This is a genomic window from Tepidisphaeraceae bacterium, from assembly GCA_035998445.1.
In the GTDB taxonomy this organism is placed as follows: domain Bacteria; phylum Planctomycetota; class Phycisphaerae; order Tepidisphaerales; family Tepidisphaeraceae; genus DASYHQ01.
The window spans coordinates 102,269-118,938 of record DASYHQ010000010.1 but is presented as its reverse complement, the minus strand read 5'-3'; the positions used below and the strand labels follow the sequence as shown (position 1 = coordinate 118,938).

The following is a 16,670-nucleotide window of genomic DNA, read 5'->3' as shown; positions in this document are numbered from 1 at the left end:
GCCCAACAGCAATAAAAAAAGGCCTGACGGGTGGACCGTCAGGCCGAGGAGAACGCTGGGGCGCAAATCTAGATGGCCACCGACTATCGCGTCGCGCGCCGTCGTTTGAGCAACCGGGCCGCGCCCAGGGCCAGAAGCCCGAGACCCGACGGCTCGGGAACGGCGGCGGTGGTCAACTGGATGCCGGTTGACGACACCGACCACGCATAACCGAACGGCGCCGCCGGCAGATTGAAGCTGCCTTGGTTGATGGCGGAATCCGCAAACGTAGCGAGCGTATAGGTCTCGCTGTCCAGCGTCCCACCGAACGTCTGCAGCGCGATGCTCGGCGTGCCGCCGCTGATGTCCAACGTGCCCGTGAGCACCAGCAGGTCGCTGGCCTCAGTGGTTCCGTTGATGTCGAAGTGCAACGTCGACAGTCCGTTGAGCGACAGCGAGCTACCGGCCGCCGCCAGATTGAGGGTGCCGATGCCGCCGAGGTCTCCGGGCGCGAACGTATGGGCACCCGATCCGGCCGAGACGAGGCCGGCAAGCGTGCCGGTCGATGACCCGTTTCCACCCGTGGCGAGGATGCCCGCGTTCATCAGCACGCTCGCCGTGCCCAACGCCGATCCTGTCGTGCCGTTTGACGCGAAGGTTTTGCCGGTGCTGTTGCTGGTGTAGCTGCCGATCGAGTTGGCCCCACTGGTGAACTCGGCGGAACCCACCGCGAGGGTGACCGAGCCGGCCGTGACGGTGTTAGCAGCGCCGTCGGTGTTGAAACGGATCAGGCCATCCTTGATCTTCGTCGCGCTGTTCTGCTGGATCGGATCAATTACCGCGTTGACGCCGAGCGTCAGTGCATTGCCGGCCGCCAGGACCGGCGCGCTGATCCGGAACGAGCCGGCGTTGGGTGCCCCGAACGTCCCGCCAGCTGAGCCAACATTGATGCCGCCCGTCGTCGCCACGACGCGGTTGTTCTGGTCGGTGACCAGCATGCCTCCGTTGAGGTTGATATTGCTGTTGTTGGTGCTCTCGTTGCGATCGTTGATGATTTCGTAGATCGCGGCGCCGGTGACGTTGCTGAGGTTCGTGATATTGTCAGCGCTCAACCGAACGATGTCCCCAGCCTGGATTGTGCCAGGGGTTAGCTGGGCACCGCTGAGCGCACCTGACTGGCCCAGCTGCCAGATCACGGCACCCGTGCCAGTGCGGGCAATCTGTCCGGTGCCGTTCAGGCCACCGGTGTTAACCTGAACGATCGGACCCTGATAAGGCTTGGTTGCATCGGTCGCGAGCACGAGTTCGTTGACCGAGGAGCCCGGTCCATTGTTGATCGCCTGCTGCTGGGTGATGTTCACCAGCCCGCCCACGTTGACGGTAACGGTCCCCTGCGTGGTGGTGTTGAAGAGATTGTTGTTGCCGAACGTCACCTGCCCGCCCGGGAGGTTGCTCGCTGCGCCGCTCTGCACGTTGATCGAGCCGTTGATCGCTCCGTTGGTGATGGAGGTGATCCGCGCCGGATTCAGACCGATTGCATTGGCGCCCTCAACGTTGAGTGCCACGGCGCCGGGGAGGGAGCCGGCGTTCTGGTTGAGCGTCACCTCGCTGCCCGCCGAGTTGGCGGTTGCCGCCTTGGCGAGCAACGTCACGTTGTTGTATGCCCCGGCCGTACTATTGTTCAAATTGATGCGACCGACGAGGTTGGCTGTTGATGCGCTGGCCGAGTTGATCGTGACGCCGGACGCGATGGCCAACACGCGGTTGTTCACACCTTGGAGCGTGAATTGCGACGCGCCCGCTGCGACGGTGATCACGCTGCCGCTGTTCAGTTGGCGGTCGCTCAACGCATCGGTACTGATGCCCATCCAGGGGGTCGTGCCGCCCGCGTTGCCGACGGTCACGCTCTGCGTGATGCCGTTGGACAGCCCAAGCATGAGGTCATTGCTCGTGCCGAGGTTGGCGATGGGTGTGCCGGCTGTGAGTTGGTTGGCAGCCGTCTCGGAGACGATGGCACCAGGAGCCAACGTCAGGTTCGAGCCGCGCGTCAGGCCCGTCGCCGCATTAGAGTTGATTTGAAGGACGTTGCCCGAAGCAATGGAGACCGTGTCGTTGCCAAAGCTGCTGACCGCGCTGTTCACCACCACCTGACCGACGGTATTGCTACCCGTGCTGGTGCCGATGGCGTTGACGGCCGACCCGTTTGCCAGCGCGTCGTTGACGTTGTAGTTGACGGTTCCGCCGGTGACATTGATCGTCGAGTTCCACGCGTTTGCCGTCGCAAGGGAGACGGTCGCGCCGTTCACCACGTTCAGGGTGCCGCCCGCCGTCAGGCTTGCCGCCGCCGTATCGAGGTTGAATCCGCCGTTGTTGCTGCTGCCACCGGTGACGGTGATCGTGCGAGCGACGCCGCCGTCGTCCAACGCGCCGAGGCTGATGCCGCCCGCGTTGGAAAACGTCGCGTTACCGCTAAGCGTCGTTCCGACGAACGACAGGCGTTGGTTGCTGCCGTTGCCAAAGCTCAATTGCTGGCCGCCGATCGACAAGTTGCCCAGGCGCTGCGTGATTCCCGAACCGCTGGTGCTCGGTGCGGCGTCCACGTTGATCGACGCGTTGCCGGTGATCGTGACGTTGTTGCCCCACACCAGCGGATTCGGCGTGGCGCTGGTGCTGCGAAGGCTGAGCGTACCACCGGACATCGCGATGGCCGCGCTTCCAGCGGGCCCGAGCGAGCCAACGCCGCGAGCGTCGACCGTGCCTGAGCCGACCGTCAGCGTGCCGCTGATCGCGTTGCCAAGATTGGACAGCACGAGCGTGTTGTCGCCACCCTTTGTGAGGTTCGTAGCCGTCACTGTGCCAGCGATCGTTGTGGTTTGGTTACTGACGTTCAGCGTCAGCGCCGACCCGGCTCCGATCAATCCGGAGTTGATGGTAAGGTTCCCACCGCCGGTCTTCGTCAGTTGATTGAGCGTCAGCGAGCCATCGCCGATCGCGGTGCCGATCGTGTACAGCCCTGAGCCGTGCGTGAATTGCAGCGCGTCGATGCTCTGGGCCTGTCCTTCCAGGTCGATCGTACCGATCACGCCCGCGGCATTGCTGGAGAACGTCGCCGTTGAACCCGAGCCCGGTACGGTGTCCGGATTCCAGTTGGTCGGTGTATCCCAATCGAAATCGGTGCTCGTGTTATCCCACGTCTCGGCCGAGGCATGGGCAGCGACCATCGCCACCACCGCCACCGCCGCCGCGGCGCGTACCGCACGGTGCCCGATTGGCCAGCGACCCGGCCCAAATGAACGATCAATAAGCTTCGACATGGCCTCGTCCTCCAAAATGCCTCAGATAGTGCCGTACGGATCGACGAACGACGCCCGCGCGATCGGATCAAGTTCCGATGCGTTCGACGAACGGCGAATCTTGCACTAATTGCTGTCGGCGTGACTTGATACTAAAGAGACTTGATCATCGCGCTGAGGAAGCCCTGCTCCTCCGCTCCTTCCTCAACGCACGGTCCTAACATACGCCATAAAATGTCGAAGGCCTTACCATTCGCGAAACGCGATTTACGCTATGCGCACAAACTCGACAAGTTAGTGCAAGCGAACCATCTTCCTGAGGCGTTCTTAAGCTGAGCGGGGCGTAGCGACTGGCCCGCTGGCCGCGCAAAATCTCGCGGCGACGGACTTGTTACCGTATGCGCGTTGCGAGAACTGAAGGGTAAAGCCCTTAGCGATTGATCCAGCCAGGTGAGCGAACTGATTTGAACCCCTAAAGCCGCGGTGCGAAATCTGAGAATCAGGGCGGGGCCGCCCCCAAGAGGTTCTTTTCGTCTGGCAGCTCAGCCATGCCCTCGGGAAACTTCGTGAACCAAGGTGGCCCCACTGTGCGCATAGCGTAAACCGGAAGGTCGCATGGAGAAAGGCAAGTCGACCGATTACAAGCATAATAGTTACTGATACGTCATTTCATTCGTTGTCATCATCGTCGACGACAGCCGCACTGTCGACATGGCCAAGGAGAGCATCATGTCAAGGAAGCATGCCTTTACGTTAGTCGAGCTGCTGGTGGTCATCGGTATCATCGCACTGCTGATTTCGATCCTCTTGCCCTCGCTGCAGAAGGCGAAGCAGTCGGCCCAGAACGCGAGCTGCCTCAGCAATCTGAAGCAGATGGGGATCGCGCTGCTGATGTACACGAATGAGAACAAGGGCTCCCTGCCGCACGGGTACGGGCCTGGTGGCAATCCCAATGACTGCTATGACGACCTGCTCTCCAAGTATCTGCCCGGCAATGCCGCGAACAGCTCGGGGAGGGCCACCCATGCTGCCCGAGTGTTCCTCTGCCCAACTGCCACGCTCAACCTCACCACCACCGTCGACATGGCGATCCACTACGGCGCGTTGCCGGGTCCGTTCGTGTTCAACTGGGGTGGGCCGGTTGCCTACGTTAAGCTCGTCAAGATCAGGCGGTCTTCAGAGGTGATCGCGATCGGCGACAACAATCAAGCGTTTGGCGACGGCGGTTCGTGGGTCTACCTGGATGACCTGAACGACACGTGGCACAAGCCGACCAGCCCCGTCCCTGGCCCGCAGCCAGGCCGCGCCATCCCAATCCTCGGTAACACCGACGGCATGGGGCCGACCGGCCTCCGGTATCGGCACTTCGAACGAAACCGAAACAAGGACGGGTCCGCGAACGCCGTGTTCTTCGACGGGCACGCGGAGTCGATGCGCCTCCGGACGGTCCAGGAAAAAAACGTCGCGTGGACCTACTAAGAGCTTCTTAAACAACCCTGATCGTCATCCGGAACCAAGGAGACCCTTCGGGGTACGGCAGGATGACGAGTCAGTAAAATTTGGAAGCTTCAAGTCGTCGCCAGCTTCTGGAGATGGCACCGGGAAAATGGGAAAGCGCCGCCGGTCGGCGGCGCTCCTGAACTATGAACAAGCAAATCCAGCTAACATTCGTGTGCGCGGCGCTGATCGGCTTCTTGACGGCCTGGACAGCCATCGCTGCCGCCCGCAAGGGGACCATGCCACTGCCCGTGTTTGAAGATGACCTGGTTGACGCGCCCTACGTCTGGTCGGGCTGGATGGGCGATGGTGCCTCGGTTGCTATGGACGACAAGGACTCTGCGAACCCCCACTCGGGCAATACGAGCATGAAGTGCGAGTTTAAGAGTCCGAGTGGATTCGGCGGAATCGTTGCGCAAAGTCCGATTAACGATTGGGGCGACGTCGATGGTGGCGTCGACCTGACCGGCGCTAAGAAGCTCACGTTCTGGGCTCGAGGCGCCGAAGGTGGAGAGGTCGTCAGCTTCGGCTTTGGCTACATCGGCAAGGACAAGCCGTTTCACGACACCGCGAACGCCGAGTTGAAAGACCAGCAACTCGAAAAGGACTGGAAGCAGTACGCGATTGACCTCGAGGGCAAGGACCTCACTCGCATCAAGACGGGGTTCGGCTGGGTGGTCGCCGGCCAAGGCAAGCCCGTCATCTTTTTTCTCGACGACATTCGCTACGAGTAATCGCCGCCACTGATTCATCGCCACGGGGGCACAAGGGATGATTCGAAAGGTTCCACACCATGTTCCGCAGCACGACGATGGCCATGCTCTTGACTGTTCCGTTCATCACCGCGACCGCCCGGGCTGGCCGCGTTGAAGTCACGGTGCGCGACCGCCAGGCTTCACTCGTTGTCGATGGACGCCCATTTCAGGTGCAGGGCGTGACGTTCGGCGTCAGCATCGATGATCCGGACCGTCTCGACGCGGCATTCAAGGACTTGAAGTTTCTCGGTGTCAACGCGATCCGCACTTGGGACACTGAGGAACGGTCTGCACTCTTGCTCGACGCCGCTGAACGGCACGGCATCAAGGTCGTTCTCGGCCTGTGGTTGAGACATGGGCGCCCGGGCGCCGAGGGTGACGACAGTTTCGATTGGGTAAGCGACGAAGCCGGACGGCAAGCGCAGTTGGATCGAACCTTGGCAACAGTGCAACGATTCAAAGATCATCCGGCGCTGCTGATGTGGGGCGTCGGCAACGAGGTGATCCTGAACATCGCCACCGAGCCCGCAAAACTCGCATATGCGAAGTTTCTCGGCAGCCTCTGCCGTGAGATCAAGGCGATTGATCGCGACCATCCCGTGATGTCCGTAGAGGCATGGACCATCGGCTGGCAGTATTGGGCGGACCACGCCGCCGACGTCGATGTGTACGGCACGAACGTGTACGGTCCAGGCGCCGGCGTACTTGACGGCGAACACAAACGCATGGGCATGACGAAACCGTACCTCATCAGCGAGTTCGGCGTGCGCGGCGAGTGGGACGCGCCCAAAGATCAGAATGGCCTGGAAATCGAGCCCAACGACAAAGAGAAATATGACGCCATCGCGACGGGCTACAGGGAGTGGATTCGGCCGCAGCCGATGTGCCTGGGCGCTTTCGTGTTTCATTACGGCGACAACGACGACCACGCCGCCGTCTGGCTCAGCACGCGAGTGGCGGGCCTGACGCGGCCCGCCTACTGGGGGATCTACAAAGCATATCGGAACCGCGAGCCGGCGGCCCGGTTTCCAGCGATTACCTCGTTCAAGGCCAGCCAGAACGCTGCGCGCGTCGGGCAGTGGTTGCCGATCGAATTGACGACTCAGGGGTCGAAAGACGCCCTCGAGATCTCCTTCCGATTCAACCGTCGTGCGAGCGGGACCACGCGAAAAGAGCGCGATGAGATCCTCGACCTGCAATCGCGCGGGTCACGTGCCGCGGGTTACGAGATCAAGGTTCCCGACCACCCCGGAGTCATCAAGATCTACGCGTACGTGAAGGACAAGCACGACAACCTTGCGATTGCGCAGCAGTCGATCGTGGTGGAACGATCGGAAGACTGACGTGACGCCGACACAGCGCCCGTGTGCGATCGACAATAGCGCCGGTATATGGCGAATGCTGGTCACGCAGGTGCTACTCACAACGCGGGCTTCGACTCGTTATCACTTCAGTTCGAGCGGCTAGGACACGCTATCAGCTGGCTTGATTCCCATCGGTGTCAGCGGTGCCTGAACCGATCGGCGTCGACCTCTCTTGCTGAGCGGTTGGCTTGCGATACGCGTCGTAACAGCAAGACGGCGTCGCATGAGATCATTCCGATGCGCGAGGAATTGCCGTCACAGTGCTTACGCACGACCAATCACTTCCAAGCAAGGCTGGACCGCGTTCTTGCTTTGTTCCGTTACCCGATGGGCATAGGTCGCACTGACGTGTTTCGGCGCCTCGTCGGCGTCAGCTGCCCTACTGGCTCCGGTCTCGAATATGCCGAGGGCGCTCCCGATGCGTCGGCTGGGGACATCGGCACGTGGTGTGCGGGTCATCTCCGGCAGGGTTGGAACCATTGGGTTGAGGCGGTTGCAGACATGCCGCCTCAATCAGGATTGGAGTGGCGCAGATCTTGGCGTCCCTGCTGTTGGCTAGGCGGTCATGCCCGACGGATGAGCCGATCTGGTGCTCCAGTACCCGAACCTCGCCGCCATGTTCGAGGCGATGACCGGCACCGACGCAGCGGTGCCGGCTGAAGGTCTTATGCGGGTGCGGTCGACTGGCTAGTAGGACACTGCAATGTTCTTTTCCTGCAGCGAGTTGGCCCGAACGGCCTCGCAGTGCCCGTCAAAGAAGACGGCGTTGGCAAATCCGTCGACGTTTCGCTTCCGCTCGTGGTGGCGGTACCGAAGACCCGTGGCGCTCCACGGAATGTCACTGTTCCCACCCACCGGGTTGTTGGCCACGATTTTTTGACCCGGATTTGGCACGGCCGGCTCGTAATAGGCGGCGAGATCGAAGTAGACCCAGGACCCGCCAGTCGGGAACGCCTGGTTGGCATCGGCGACTGCGATCACCTCACTGGTGCGCTTGATCTTCGTGATCTTCTTGAGCTTCTGGTTCCCGTCCCAGTTGAATGCAAACGCTCCCCGGTTGCTGGCGTAGGTGATCTCAGACCAGTGAAGGTCGGTGATCACCCGGCTGGGGCAGAGGAAGACCGACTCCAGAAACCGGTCGCCAGTCGCATTATCGTGCTGCTGACCGGGCATGTACTTGGCGAGGTAGTCATCGAAGTTGTCAGACTTGGTCGCGTAGTTGTCAGGACCGAAGCAGTGAGGGATCCACCCTTTGTTGGCGTTGGTGTAGAGCATCAACGCCTGGCCCATCGACCGGAGGTTGCTCTGGCACTTGATGCTGGCCGACGACGCCCGGGCCTTGCCCAAGGCCGGCAGCAGGATCGAGATCAGCAGGGCGATGATCCCGATTACAACGAGGAGCTCAACCAACGTGAAACCATTGCGAACCGAAGCGACCTGAGCCTTAGCGTTCTTCATGACGATCTCCTTGGGCAGGACATGCACACGGTTCAACGTGCAGCGATCGAGCGGAAGCCGATTTCTCACTGACCACCGGCTCGACGTTTCTGTTCTGGGCGCCCCGAGCGCCCGACATAAGCGGGGAAGTGATCTCACGTCTGGTCTGTCCGACTGCTTCGAAGTGATAGATGCTCGGCGACCGATTGCCGCCAAGCCGTCAGTGTTCATGGACAGCCAAAAGAATTGTCTGGACGGGTGAATTTTACACGCGTGCGTCCGACCATGCGTTTCGATTCACGCAAAAACAATTCACAATTTGCGACGGCTATTGTCAGGAGAATGAGGGTTCGCATTTTCAGTCCGACTTCAACCGAAAGTACGAGTAAATTACCAATAATAGCCCCATAATCTCGATGCCGAATGAGCGGCCACGGCCGCTCGGACAACAGTCGCCCGCAGTTCTCATTTTGCGGCCGTGACTCGTCGCACGCTGGGCGACCGAATTGGCTTTTCCGACCCTGCCGCGTCACGCATGGGCCCGTTCGCATCGCCTGTGCGGGTCGCGAGGGGCGACGAGGACGGCTCGTGCGTCCGGTGCCGGTCAGTCCATTCGGACTGGAACGACGCCGCTGCCCACACTCGGCCCTCCCCGGTCGTTGAGAATGTTGGCGATGCCGCTACCGACCTGCCCACCGAGCCGCACCGTCACGAGGTGCCGCAGCTTCACGCCCGGCACCGCCGGGGCCTCGAACGCCGAGTCGGCGACGACCGCCGCGCGGGTGAAGTAGCTGTAGACGCCCATGCCCCACGCCTCATGCTGCGTCACGTGGTCTGCGACCTTGTACGATGCGAATCCACGGACGCCATCGTGCGACCAGACCTCTTGGCTCGGCGGGTCGTACGGCATCTCGGACTGATAAAAGTAGACCCGCCCGCGCTCGCCGTTCCAGATGGTCTGGTACTCTTGGCAGTGCTCGACGAACAGGCCGTACATCGTGACGTCATCGCCGTTGACGACCAAGCCATTACGATTGTAGTTGACGTTCCACTCGGCACCCTCACCGTGGTCGGCGCGCCAGAGCCACAGGTTGTCGCCGATCACATGGTTGGCATCGATCGTGACGAACGTGTCGGCCCGCCCAGCGATGGCGCCGCCTGTGCGGCAGAACAGGTCCGAGAGCACGATCGGGTCGGCCGCGTGGGAGGCGCGTGTGGTGGCGCCCGGCTCGCCCACCTGCAGCAGTGTGACCGAGCCGGACACGGTCGCTTCGAGCAGCACCCCGGCTAGACGGATTCCACCGACGTCGGCCAGCACGACGGCGGGCGTGCCGGCGGTGGGGCGGAGCGTGGCGTACCCAAGCCCGAGCACGACCGTACCCGGCCGCGTCACCCGCAGCGCGTCGTCCAGTTCGTAGATGCCGGGCGTCAGCAGCAAATGCTTGCCCTTGTCTAGCGCCGCGTTCAGCGTCGCGGCGGTGTCGCGGTCGGGGCGAGCGATGTGGAACCGGTCAATCGGGATTGCGATGCCTTTCCCCTGATGGCCGGTCTGCCAAGACGCGCCCCTGGCGTTGATCCTTGGCCGCGGCACCATGACGGCGTAGCGGGCGTCGCCATCCACGTACAGGTAGGGCTTCTCGCACACCACTGGAGCGCTATCGATCACCGTGTACGGCTGATGGGGCCAGTTATCCAAGGGTGGACGGTTGACGCCCACGAACACCATGTTCCAGTTCCCGCCGTCCCACCGGCGCCAGTCGGTATTGCGGGAGAGCCACTGCTGCTGCGACCCGCTGGTCACGGTGCCATCGATCACGCAGTCGGCCAGGAACCCGCCGCTCGACCACCCGCCGTCCCACAGGTGCACGTCGCCGGCGACGTGCACGCGGCGCAGGGCCGTGGCCTGCGACACGGCCCACACGTTCGCCGCATCGCTGACGGCCGGGCGGATGCTGATGTTCTCGGCGCACCGCCAGAAGTTGCACGTCGCGTTGTTGTCCCGCATCCATCGGGCGTTGGTCCGAACCGCGCCGGCGATCGCAACGTCTGTGGGCGACCGCCCGAGACCCACCACCTGCGTGTAGAAGCCGACCTGCACGTCCAACTCGTAGCGCCCCGGCTTGAACAGGACGGCGTGACGGTTGTCGTCGAACTGTCTGGCTTCCTGCTTCGCGAACAGCGCGTCCACCTGCCGCTGCATGTCGGGCGTGCTCGGATCGAAAACGAGCACGTTCGGCCCAAAGTCCGGGACTGCTGCCATCGCGGGCAATTCGAGTTTGACGACCGGGGGCTGCAGCACAGCAGTGGCGAGACCCAGGGTGGTAGCGAACTTGTTCGTCATAATCCTCGAATCTTTCTCGCCGCGCACGCCGATCGCGCGTCCCACGGCGACACGAGTTGGGGCGTGCGCGCTCGCATCGCAGCGCGGCCACCCAAATGCTCAAAAGGCGCGAACACGATTGGCCTTTCGCACCAACAGTCCGAACCGTGCATCATCGCCCACGCTGGCAGGATGTGCTTTGCGATATGCGGCAAAGTTCTTGCCGCCTCGCGTCGTTTCTCGACGCCGCGCGCGGCCCGCAAACTCCCAAGCCGAAAATGTGCGAAGAAATTTGCCGACCGCGAAACGTAGGGCATAGTGAATCGCATCTTCCGTGCGGCGAGCAGTGGCCTCGTCGCGAACTCCCGCTGGTTAAGTCGCCTCGCCTCGGATCGGGTTGCCCTTGGCCCACGTCCGGTCGACGCTGTGCAAATGAGATTGGTGGTTAGATGAACGATGCTCGCATGACTGGACATCGCCCCGCCCGACACGTCCGTCGCCCGTCGACTCAGGCCATGGCCGCCGCGACGCTCGCCGCGTTGGGGGGCATGGCGGCCGGCGCGGCGCATGGGCAGGTGCGGATCGTGGACGCGGCAGCACAGGTACAGAGCGTCAAGCGGGGGGTGTCGGCCAACTTCCTCAACGCAAGTGACTTCACCGCGCTGAGTCCAGGCGTGTCGTGGTGGTACAATTGGGCTCCCACCCCCAATCAGTCGATTCCCGGCAATGCCAATATGGAATTCATCCCGATGGCGTGGAACGGGACGTCGGGGAGCCTCGACTCCCTCAGCAACTACCTCGCCGATGCGAACGCCGCCGGCAACCTCCCGCGGCAGGTGCTGGCGATCAACGAGCCGAACCTGGAGGGGCAAGCGACGATGACCCCGGCCCAAGCGGCCACAGTCTACAAGAATGTGAAGGCGATCGCCGCCCCGTACGGGGTGCCCGTCTCGGGCCCGCAGATGGCGGTAAACGGAACGATGACGATGCAGTCGTTCCTCACCCAGTTCTTCCAGCAGGCCGCGGGCAACAACACGACCGTCGACAGCATCGGGTTCCACGCGTACGACAACCGAGGCGGGTTCGAGTACTGGCTGGGTGAGGCGCAGCAGCAGTTCGCCGGCCCGATCTGGGTCACCGAATTCGCATGGTGGGACGCCCCGACTGTTGCGGCCGCCCGCGACCACATGATCAAGACGGTCGACCTGATGGAGCGTAGCTCGCACGTCGAGGCGTACGCGTGGTTCAAGGAACGCAACAGCTCGGCCACGCCGCACATCTCGCTGCTGGCGTCCGAGCCGGGGGTGCTGACCTCGCTCGGCCAGACATACGTGAACATGCCGGTGCACGACCCGGACCTGTACTACCGGCCCAACGGCCGGCTGCAGGCCGAGCGGTACGTGACGATGATCGACCAGGTGATCGGCGCGACCGGCGACGCCGCCGGCCTCGCCGACATGGTATCGTCGGCGAACGGCGCCCAGCTGAACTACAACCTGTTCGTGGACCAGCCGGGCCTCTACGAGGTGTCGCTGCGGGTTGCCGGCGAGTGGGGCAACGTCACGCTGTTGGATGGGACCGAAACGCTTGGCTCCGTGTGGATGGAGGCCGGCGGCTGGCGTACGCTGGTCACGCAGGTCCAACTCGACGCCGGATATGAGTCGCTCTCGCTCCAGTTCCAGCGGCCTGGGCAGGTGATCAACTGGCTCGAGTTTCGCTCGCTGGTAACGCCCGTGCCGGAGCCGGGCACCGCGGGCTTGTTCTCGCTTATAAGCACGATCGTCCTGCTGGCGCGTCGCAATCGAGCGCCGGTCATGTCTTGAACCATTTTCAGTGCCCGTGCGGTTGCCGGTTCCGGCGTCCGCGGGCGCTTCATTGAGGGAGAGGATCCTATGGCCATGTTTCGTACACTTATTGTCGGTGCCGTCGCCATCGTCGGTGCCATGTCGGTCGGGTCGTCCGCCTTTGCGGCCCCGCTGATCGCCGGTGGGTTCGAGGAATCCGAAGGAGCACCGAGTGCCGCCGCCGGTGACGTGTCAACCGCGGCGAACCCGTGGAGCGGTTGGAACAATTGGGTTTCGCCTCACTCGGCCTACTACAGCGCCGCACATGCGCGCACCGGCACCCAGAGCGGCAAGACGTACAGCGGGCCCAATGCTGGCATCTACCAGTCCGTGGCGGCGACTGCGGGCATGACGTACGAGGCATCCGCCTGGTTCTATAACGCGGCCAGTGACGCGATCACCAGCGCGAACGCCACCGAAGATGTCCGGTTGACGTTCAAAGACTCCGGCGGCGTCGCCATCGGAGACTCGATCATCAGCCCGGCGTTTGCGCCCGCCGGCAACACCGACATTTGGGCCCAGCGGACGGTGTCGGCAGTGGCACCCTTGGGCACCACGTCGGTTGAGGTCATGTTGTTCTTGAACAATCCCGACAACGGCGGCGGCGCGATGTTTGCGGACGACGTGTCGCTCATCGAGACCGCCGCTGTCCCCGAGCCCGCGGCTCTCGGCGTTTTCGGCGGGGCGGCGATGCTCGCCCTGCTGCGGCGGCGGCAGCCGTAGTTCAGGCTGAATTCGCATGGCGCCTGCTGGCGCACGGGCGCGAGCTTTCGTGCAGCGAGCTGACGTTCCTTCGCCGGAACTTCCTCTACGAGGGATCGGCGCTGGTTGTGCACCTGCCGCATGAGAACGGTCAGGTTGCGGCCGTGCCTGGCGCCGTCGTCACGTGTCACCACGTGAAGGGCGCCTGGCACGTCAGCTGCGTGCGGTTCACCCGGCGCCTCGACCCGCTCCGCCGGCAATTGCACACGTTGGAATTGATCTCCGGACGCGTTGCCGTCCTCGCGCCCGATCAAGTTCCACGTGCCACGGGCGCGGCGGCATCGCGGCAGCACAAGCTGGTCTGAACCCCCCGCCAAGATCAATGCCCCGCAGCCGGCATGCGGGAATGCGAACGTCGCGGTCGTGCGGTCCAGGATCTGGTGCGATACGTCGGCCAGCTCAACGATCTTCATGAATTCTTGTCTGGCAAGGCGTGAGAACACTTCACGGCGAACCCCTTTTACCGAGTTAGCGGGGTTTGCTCGCGCTGGATCGAATGGATGACGCGGGTATCCTAAAGCCGCCAGTGCGACTGGCGGCGGCCGAACCACCCAACGTGGGCCAGCTGAGCTGTTCGAACGGCAAACCACTTGGATGACGGAATGGTCGAGGCTACGAGTCCGACGCGACGGCTGACGCTCGCACACCTCGCGGGGGTGCTGGCCGGCCGGCGCGGGTCAGTCGAGGCAGCCGCCCGCGATCCATCGACGTTTTGGGTGGGCATGGTCTTCGTGGGCGTCGCCGCGCTCGCACGCGAGTACGACCAGGAAGACCTCCGCCGCCAGCCGTGGCACCTCCTGATCCCGTTCGCAGCGTCCGTTGCGCTTTCGGCCGCGCTGTTCGTATTGGTGCGCAGCGGCAACCGGGAAGGTCAGTTCTGGAACGGATATCGTCAGTTCCTCGGCCTGTTCTGGTTAACGGCGCCCATGGCGTTGTTTTACGCGATCCCCTACGAGCGTTTCCTCGAACCGGCTCAATCGGTGCGGGCGAACCTGTGGACGTTGGCCGTCGTCTCCGCGTGGCGCGGCTTCGTCACCGCTCGCCTGGTGCAGGTCGTGACCGGGCGTGGCTTCGGCGCCAGCTTCTTCCTGGCGGCATTCGTGGCCGACGTGTTCGCCGTCATCGCTCTGATCGCGGCGCCCATCCCCACGTTGCAGGTGATGGGTGGCGTCCGCCTGACCGAGGTCGACCAACTCCTGCAGAGCACCGGCCTGATCGCGAGGCTCGTCACGATAGCATCGCTGCCGATCCTCGCGATTATCGCGTCGGTCATTTGGTTGAGAGAACGCCCGCCCGGAACGGGTACACGAGGCGACCCCCTGGCCATGGCAGCGGCAGCGCTACCTGGCATAGCGCGGGGTCCCCTCGCGCTCGGCGCCGTCGCGTTGATCGCGTTTGGGATGCTGCTGCCGGTCACGCAGCCTCCGCAGCAGCGTCGCTCCGAGGCCGAGCGGTTGTTGCGGGCCAACGATCTGGAGGCCGCGATCGCCACCATGTCGCGCCATGCGCAGTCCGACTACCCGCCGCTGTGGGATCCGCCGCCCCGCATCGGGTGGCCCGAGGCGGAGGTGCCGGACGTCATCGCCGTGCTCGACGTTATCGACGCCCACGGTGCCGCCGGTTGGGTCCGGGCACAGTACCTCGATAAGTTCGAGCGCAGGTTCCTGTCCCGGGGTGCCATTTACCAGGAAGCAGCCCGTTGGACGGACGTCCAACGCGTCCTAGACCAGCTACCCGAGGGGGCGGCGCTTCGCGTGAGGCACAACGAGGTGATCCGGGCGCTGGCCTTCCGCCACGACAATCGGGATGTGCCGACGACGCGGCCTGCGACGCGCGCTGTGGTCGGAGGCGGCAAATGAAGATCGGCTTCCTCGCGATGAGCGGCGTGCGTGCGCACGACCCGGAGTTGCTCAGGTTGGGCCTGACGTTGCCCGGCTTTGTCGAACGCGGCAAGACGATCGCGTCACTGCCGAGCCTCGGGCTGCTTTACCTCGCGGCGGCGACGCCGGCGGGGCACGAACTGCGGTACTTTGAGGCCGAGGGGGACGGCAAGGAACCGAATGAGGTGTACGAGTGTGACCTCGTCGCGATCAGCACGTTCTCGGCCCAGGTCTTCGAGGCGTACGCAATCGCCAAACGGTTGCGCGGCGCGGGGGTTGCGGTCGCCATGGGAGGGCTGCACGTGAGCGTGCGGCCGGACGAGGCGGCGCGGCACGCGGACTACGTGATCGTCGGTGAGGGGGACAACGTTTGGCCAGCGGTCGTCGCAACGGCCGACCGGGACCGGGCCAGCGGCTCGCGGGCCACCGCGTCGCCCCGAACGTTCGACTCCAAGGATTACCCGCCGGTCGATGTCGCGCGGCTACCGACGCCTCGTTACGACTTGCTGGACGGTCGCCCGTACGACCGCTTTACGGTGCAAACGTCGCGTGGGTGCCCGTGGCGGTGCGATTTCTGCGCGTCGACGGTGATGCTCAGCCGAACGTACCGCAAGCGTCCCGTGGATGACGTGATTCGCGACATCCGCGAGATCCAGCGGCTTCGCCCGCAGGCGTTCATCGAGTTCGCCGACGACAACACGTTCGTCGACAAGGCGTGGGGCAAGGCGCTTTGCCGCGCGCTGATCCCGCTCGGAATCCGGTGGTTCACGGAGACGGACGTGACGGTCGCGGACGACGCGGAACTGCTGTCGTTGATGCGCGCTGCCGGATGTCGCCAGGTGTTGGTCGGCCTGGAGAGCCCGGCACAGGCACCGCTCGAGGGACTCGAACAGCGGCGTAACGCGAAGGCCCGGTGGGCGCCGCGGTACGTCGAGCGCCTGCGGCGGATCCAGTCGCACGGCATAACTGTGAACGGTTGCTTCATTCTCGGCCTCGACGGCCACGAGCCAGCGATCTTTGAGCAGGTGCTTGAGTTCGCGATGGAGGTGCCGCTGTTCGACGTGCAGATCACCGTGCTGACGCCATTTCCGGGCACGCCTCTGTACGACCGGCTTGCCCGCGAGGGGCGGATCCTGCAACCGGATCGGTGGGACTTGTGCACGCTGTTCGACGTGAACTTCCGTCCGCAGAGAATGAGCATGGAAGCGCTTCAAGAGGGCATGCGGTGGCTCAGCCGACGCCTATACAGCCGTCGCTCGATGCGTTTGCGACGGCGTCCATTCTTTGACGATCTCCGCAAGCGCGCCCACGTCAGGAATCTCCTCGACGTACGCTAGGGGCACTGCGCCTCACTCTGTGCGGAATGACGCAACTACGGTCAATGGCCAACCCCGCGCGCCGGCCACCATACCGTCTCGGCCGGGAGGTGGGAGCTGAATTTTCCTCGCCGTCGCGGTGCGCTAACTCGCTAGTTAACAGGTGCGCCCTCGGCCATATTTAGCGATGCGACGACTGTTTAAGAGCGGCGCTGCGGGAGAC

General features: G+C 63.6%; 11 protein-coding genes. 8 read left to right on the top strand and 3 right to left on the bottom strand.

The window, feature by feature from the left end:
* Positions 1-83 precede the first annotated feature (83 nt).
* Positions 84-3,293, bottom strand: coding sequence for a hypothetical protein (locus VGN72_03215; protein HEV7298348.1), 3,210 nt, complete (start codon positions 3,291-3,293; stop codon positions 84-86).
* 708 nt (positions 3,294-4,001) lie between these two features.
* Between VGN72_03215 and VGN72_03210 the strand changes: the two genes are divergently transcribed.
* The 3 genes from VGN72_03210 (at position 4,002) to VGN72_03200 (ending at position 6,867) form a co-directional block, all read left to right on the top strand.
* Complete coding sequence (locus VGN72_03210) at positions 4,002-4,751, top strand: prepilin-type N-terminal cleavage/methylation domain-containing protein (protein HEV7298347.1); 750 nt, start codon at positions 4,002-4,004, stop codon at positions 4,749-4,751.
* Between the two features lie 164 nt (positions 4,752-4,915).
* Positions 4,916-5,503, top strand: coding sequence for a hypothetical protein (locus VGN72_03205; protein ID HEV7298346.1), 588 nt, complete (start codon positions 4,916-4,918; stop codon positions 5,501-5,503).
* Positions 5,504-5,562: 59 nt separating this feature from the next.
* Positions 5,563-6,867: a glycoside hydrolase family 2 TIM barrel-domain containing protein gene (locus tag VGN72_03200; protein ID HEV7298345.1), complete on the top strand. Its 1,305-nt coding sequence runs from the start codon at positions 5,563-5,565 to the stop codon at positions 6,865-6,867.
* A 708-nt stretch (positions 6,868-7,575) separates the two neighbouring features.
* Here VGN72_03200 and VGN72_03195 read toward each other — a convergent pair.
* On the bottom strand, positions 7,576-8,346 hold the full coding sequence (locus VGN72_03195; protein HEV7298344.1) for a prepilin-type N-terminal cleavage/methylation domain-containing protein: 771 nt from the start codon (positions 8,344-8,346) through the stop codon (positions 7,576-7,578).
* A gap of 583 nt (positions 8,347-8,929) precedes the next feature.
* Positions 8,930-10,666: a coagulation factor 5/8 type domain-containing protein gene (locus VGN72_03190; protein ID HEV7298343.1), complete on the bottom strand. Its 1,737-nt coding sequence runs from the start codon at positions 10,664-10,666 to the stop codon at positions 8,930-8,932.
* 443 nt (positions 10,667-11,109) lie between these two features.
* Between VGN72_03190 and VGN72_03185 the strand changes: the two genes are divergently transcribed.
* The 5 genes from VGN72_03185 (at position 11,110) to VGN72_03165 (ending at position 16,468) form a co-directional block, all read left to right on the top strand.
* Positions 11,110-12,468 carry a glycosyl hydrolase gene (locus VGN72_03185; GenBank protein HEV7298342.1) on the top strand — a complete coding sequence of 453 codons (1,359 nt, stop codon included), beginning with the start codon at positions 11,110-11,112 and terminating at the stop codon, positions 12,466-12,468.
* Positions 12,469-12,543: 75 nt separating this feature from the next.
* Positions 12,544-13,212 (top strand): PEP-CTERM sorting domain-containing protein, encoded by a 669-nt coding sequence (locus tag VGN72_03180; protein ID HEV7298341.1) that lies wholly within the window; start codon positions 12,544-12,546, stop codon positions 13,210-13,212.
* A gap of 107 nt (positions 13,213-13,319) precedes the next feature.
* Positions 13,320-13,556, top strand: a complete 237-nt coding sequence (locus tag VGN72_03175; GenBank protein HEV7298340.1) for a hypothetical protein — start codon at positions 13,320-13,322, stop codon at positions 13,554-13,556.
* Positions 13,557-13,853: 297 nt separating this feature from the next.
* Positions 13,854-15,110, top strand: coding sequence for a hypothetical protein (locus VGN72_03170; GenBank protein ID HEV7298339.1), 1,257 nt, complete (start codon positions 13,854-13,856; stop codon positions 15,108-15,110).
* A complete protein-coding gene (locus VGN72_03165) occupies positions 15,107-16,468 on the top strand; it encodes a radical SAM protein (protein HEV7298338.1) in 1,362 nt (453 codons plus the stop codon). Before VGN72_03170 ends, VGN72_03165 begins: the two co-directional genes overlap by 4 nt.
* Positions 16,469-16,670: the final 202 nt, after the last annotated feature.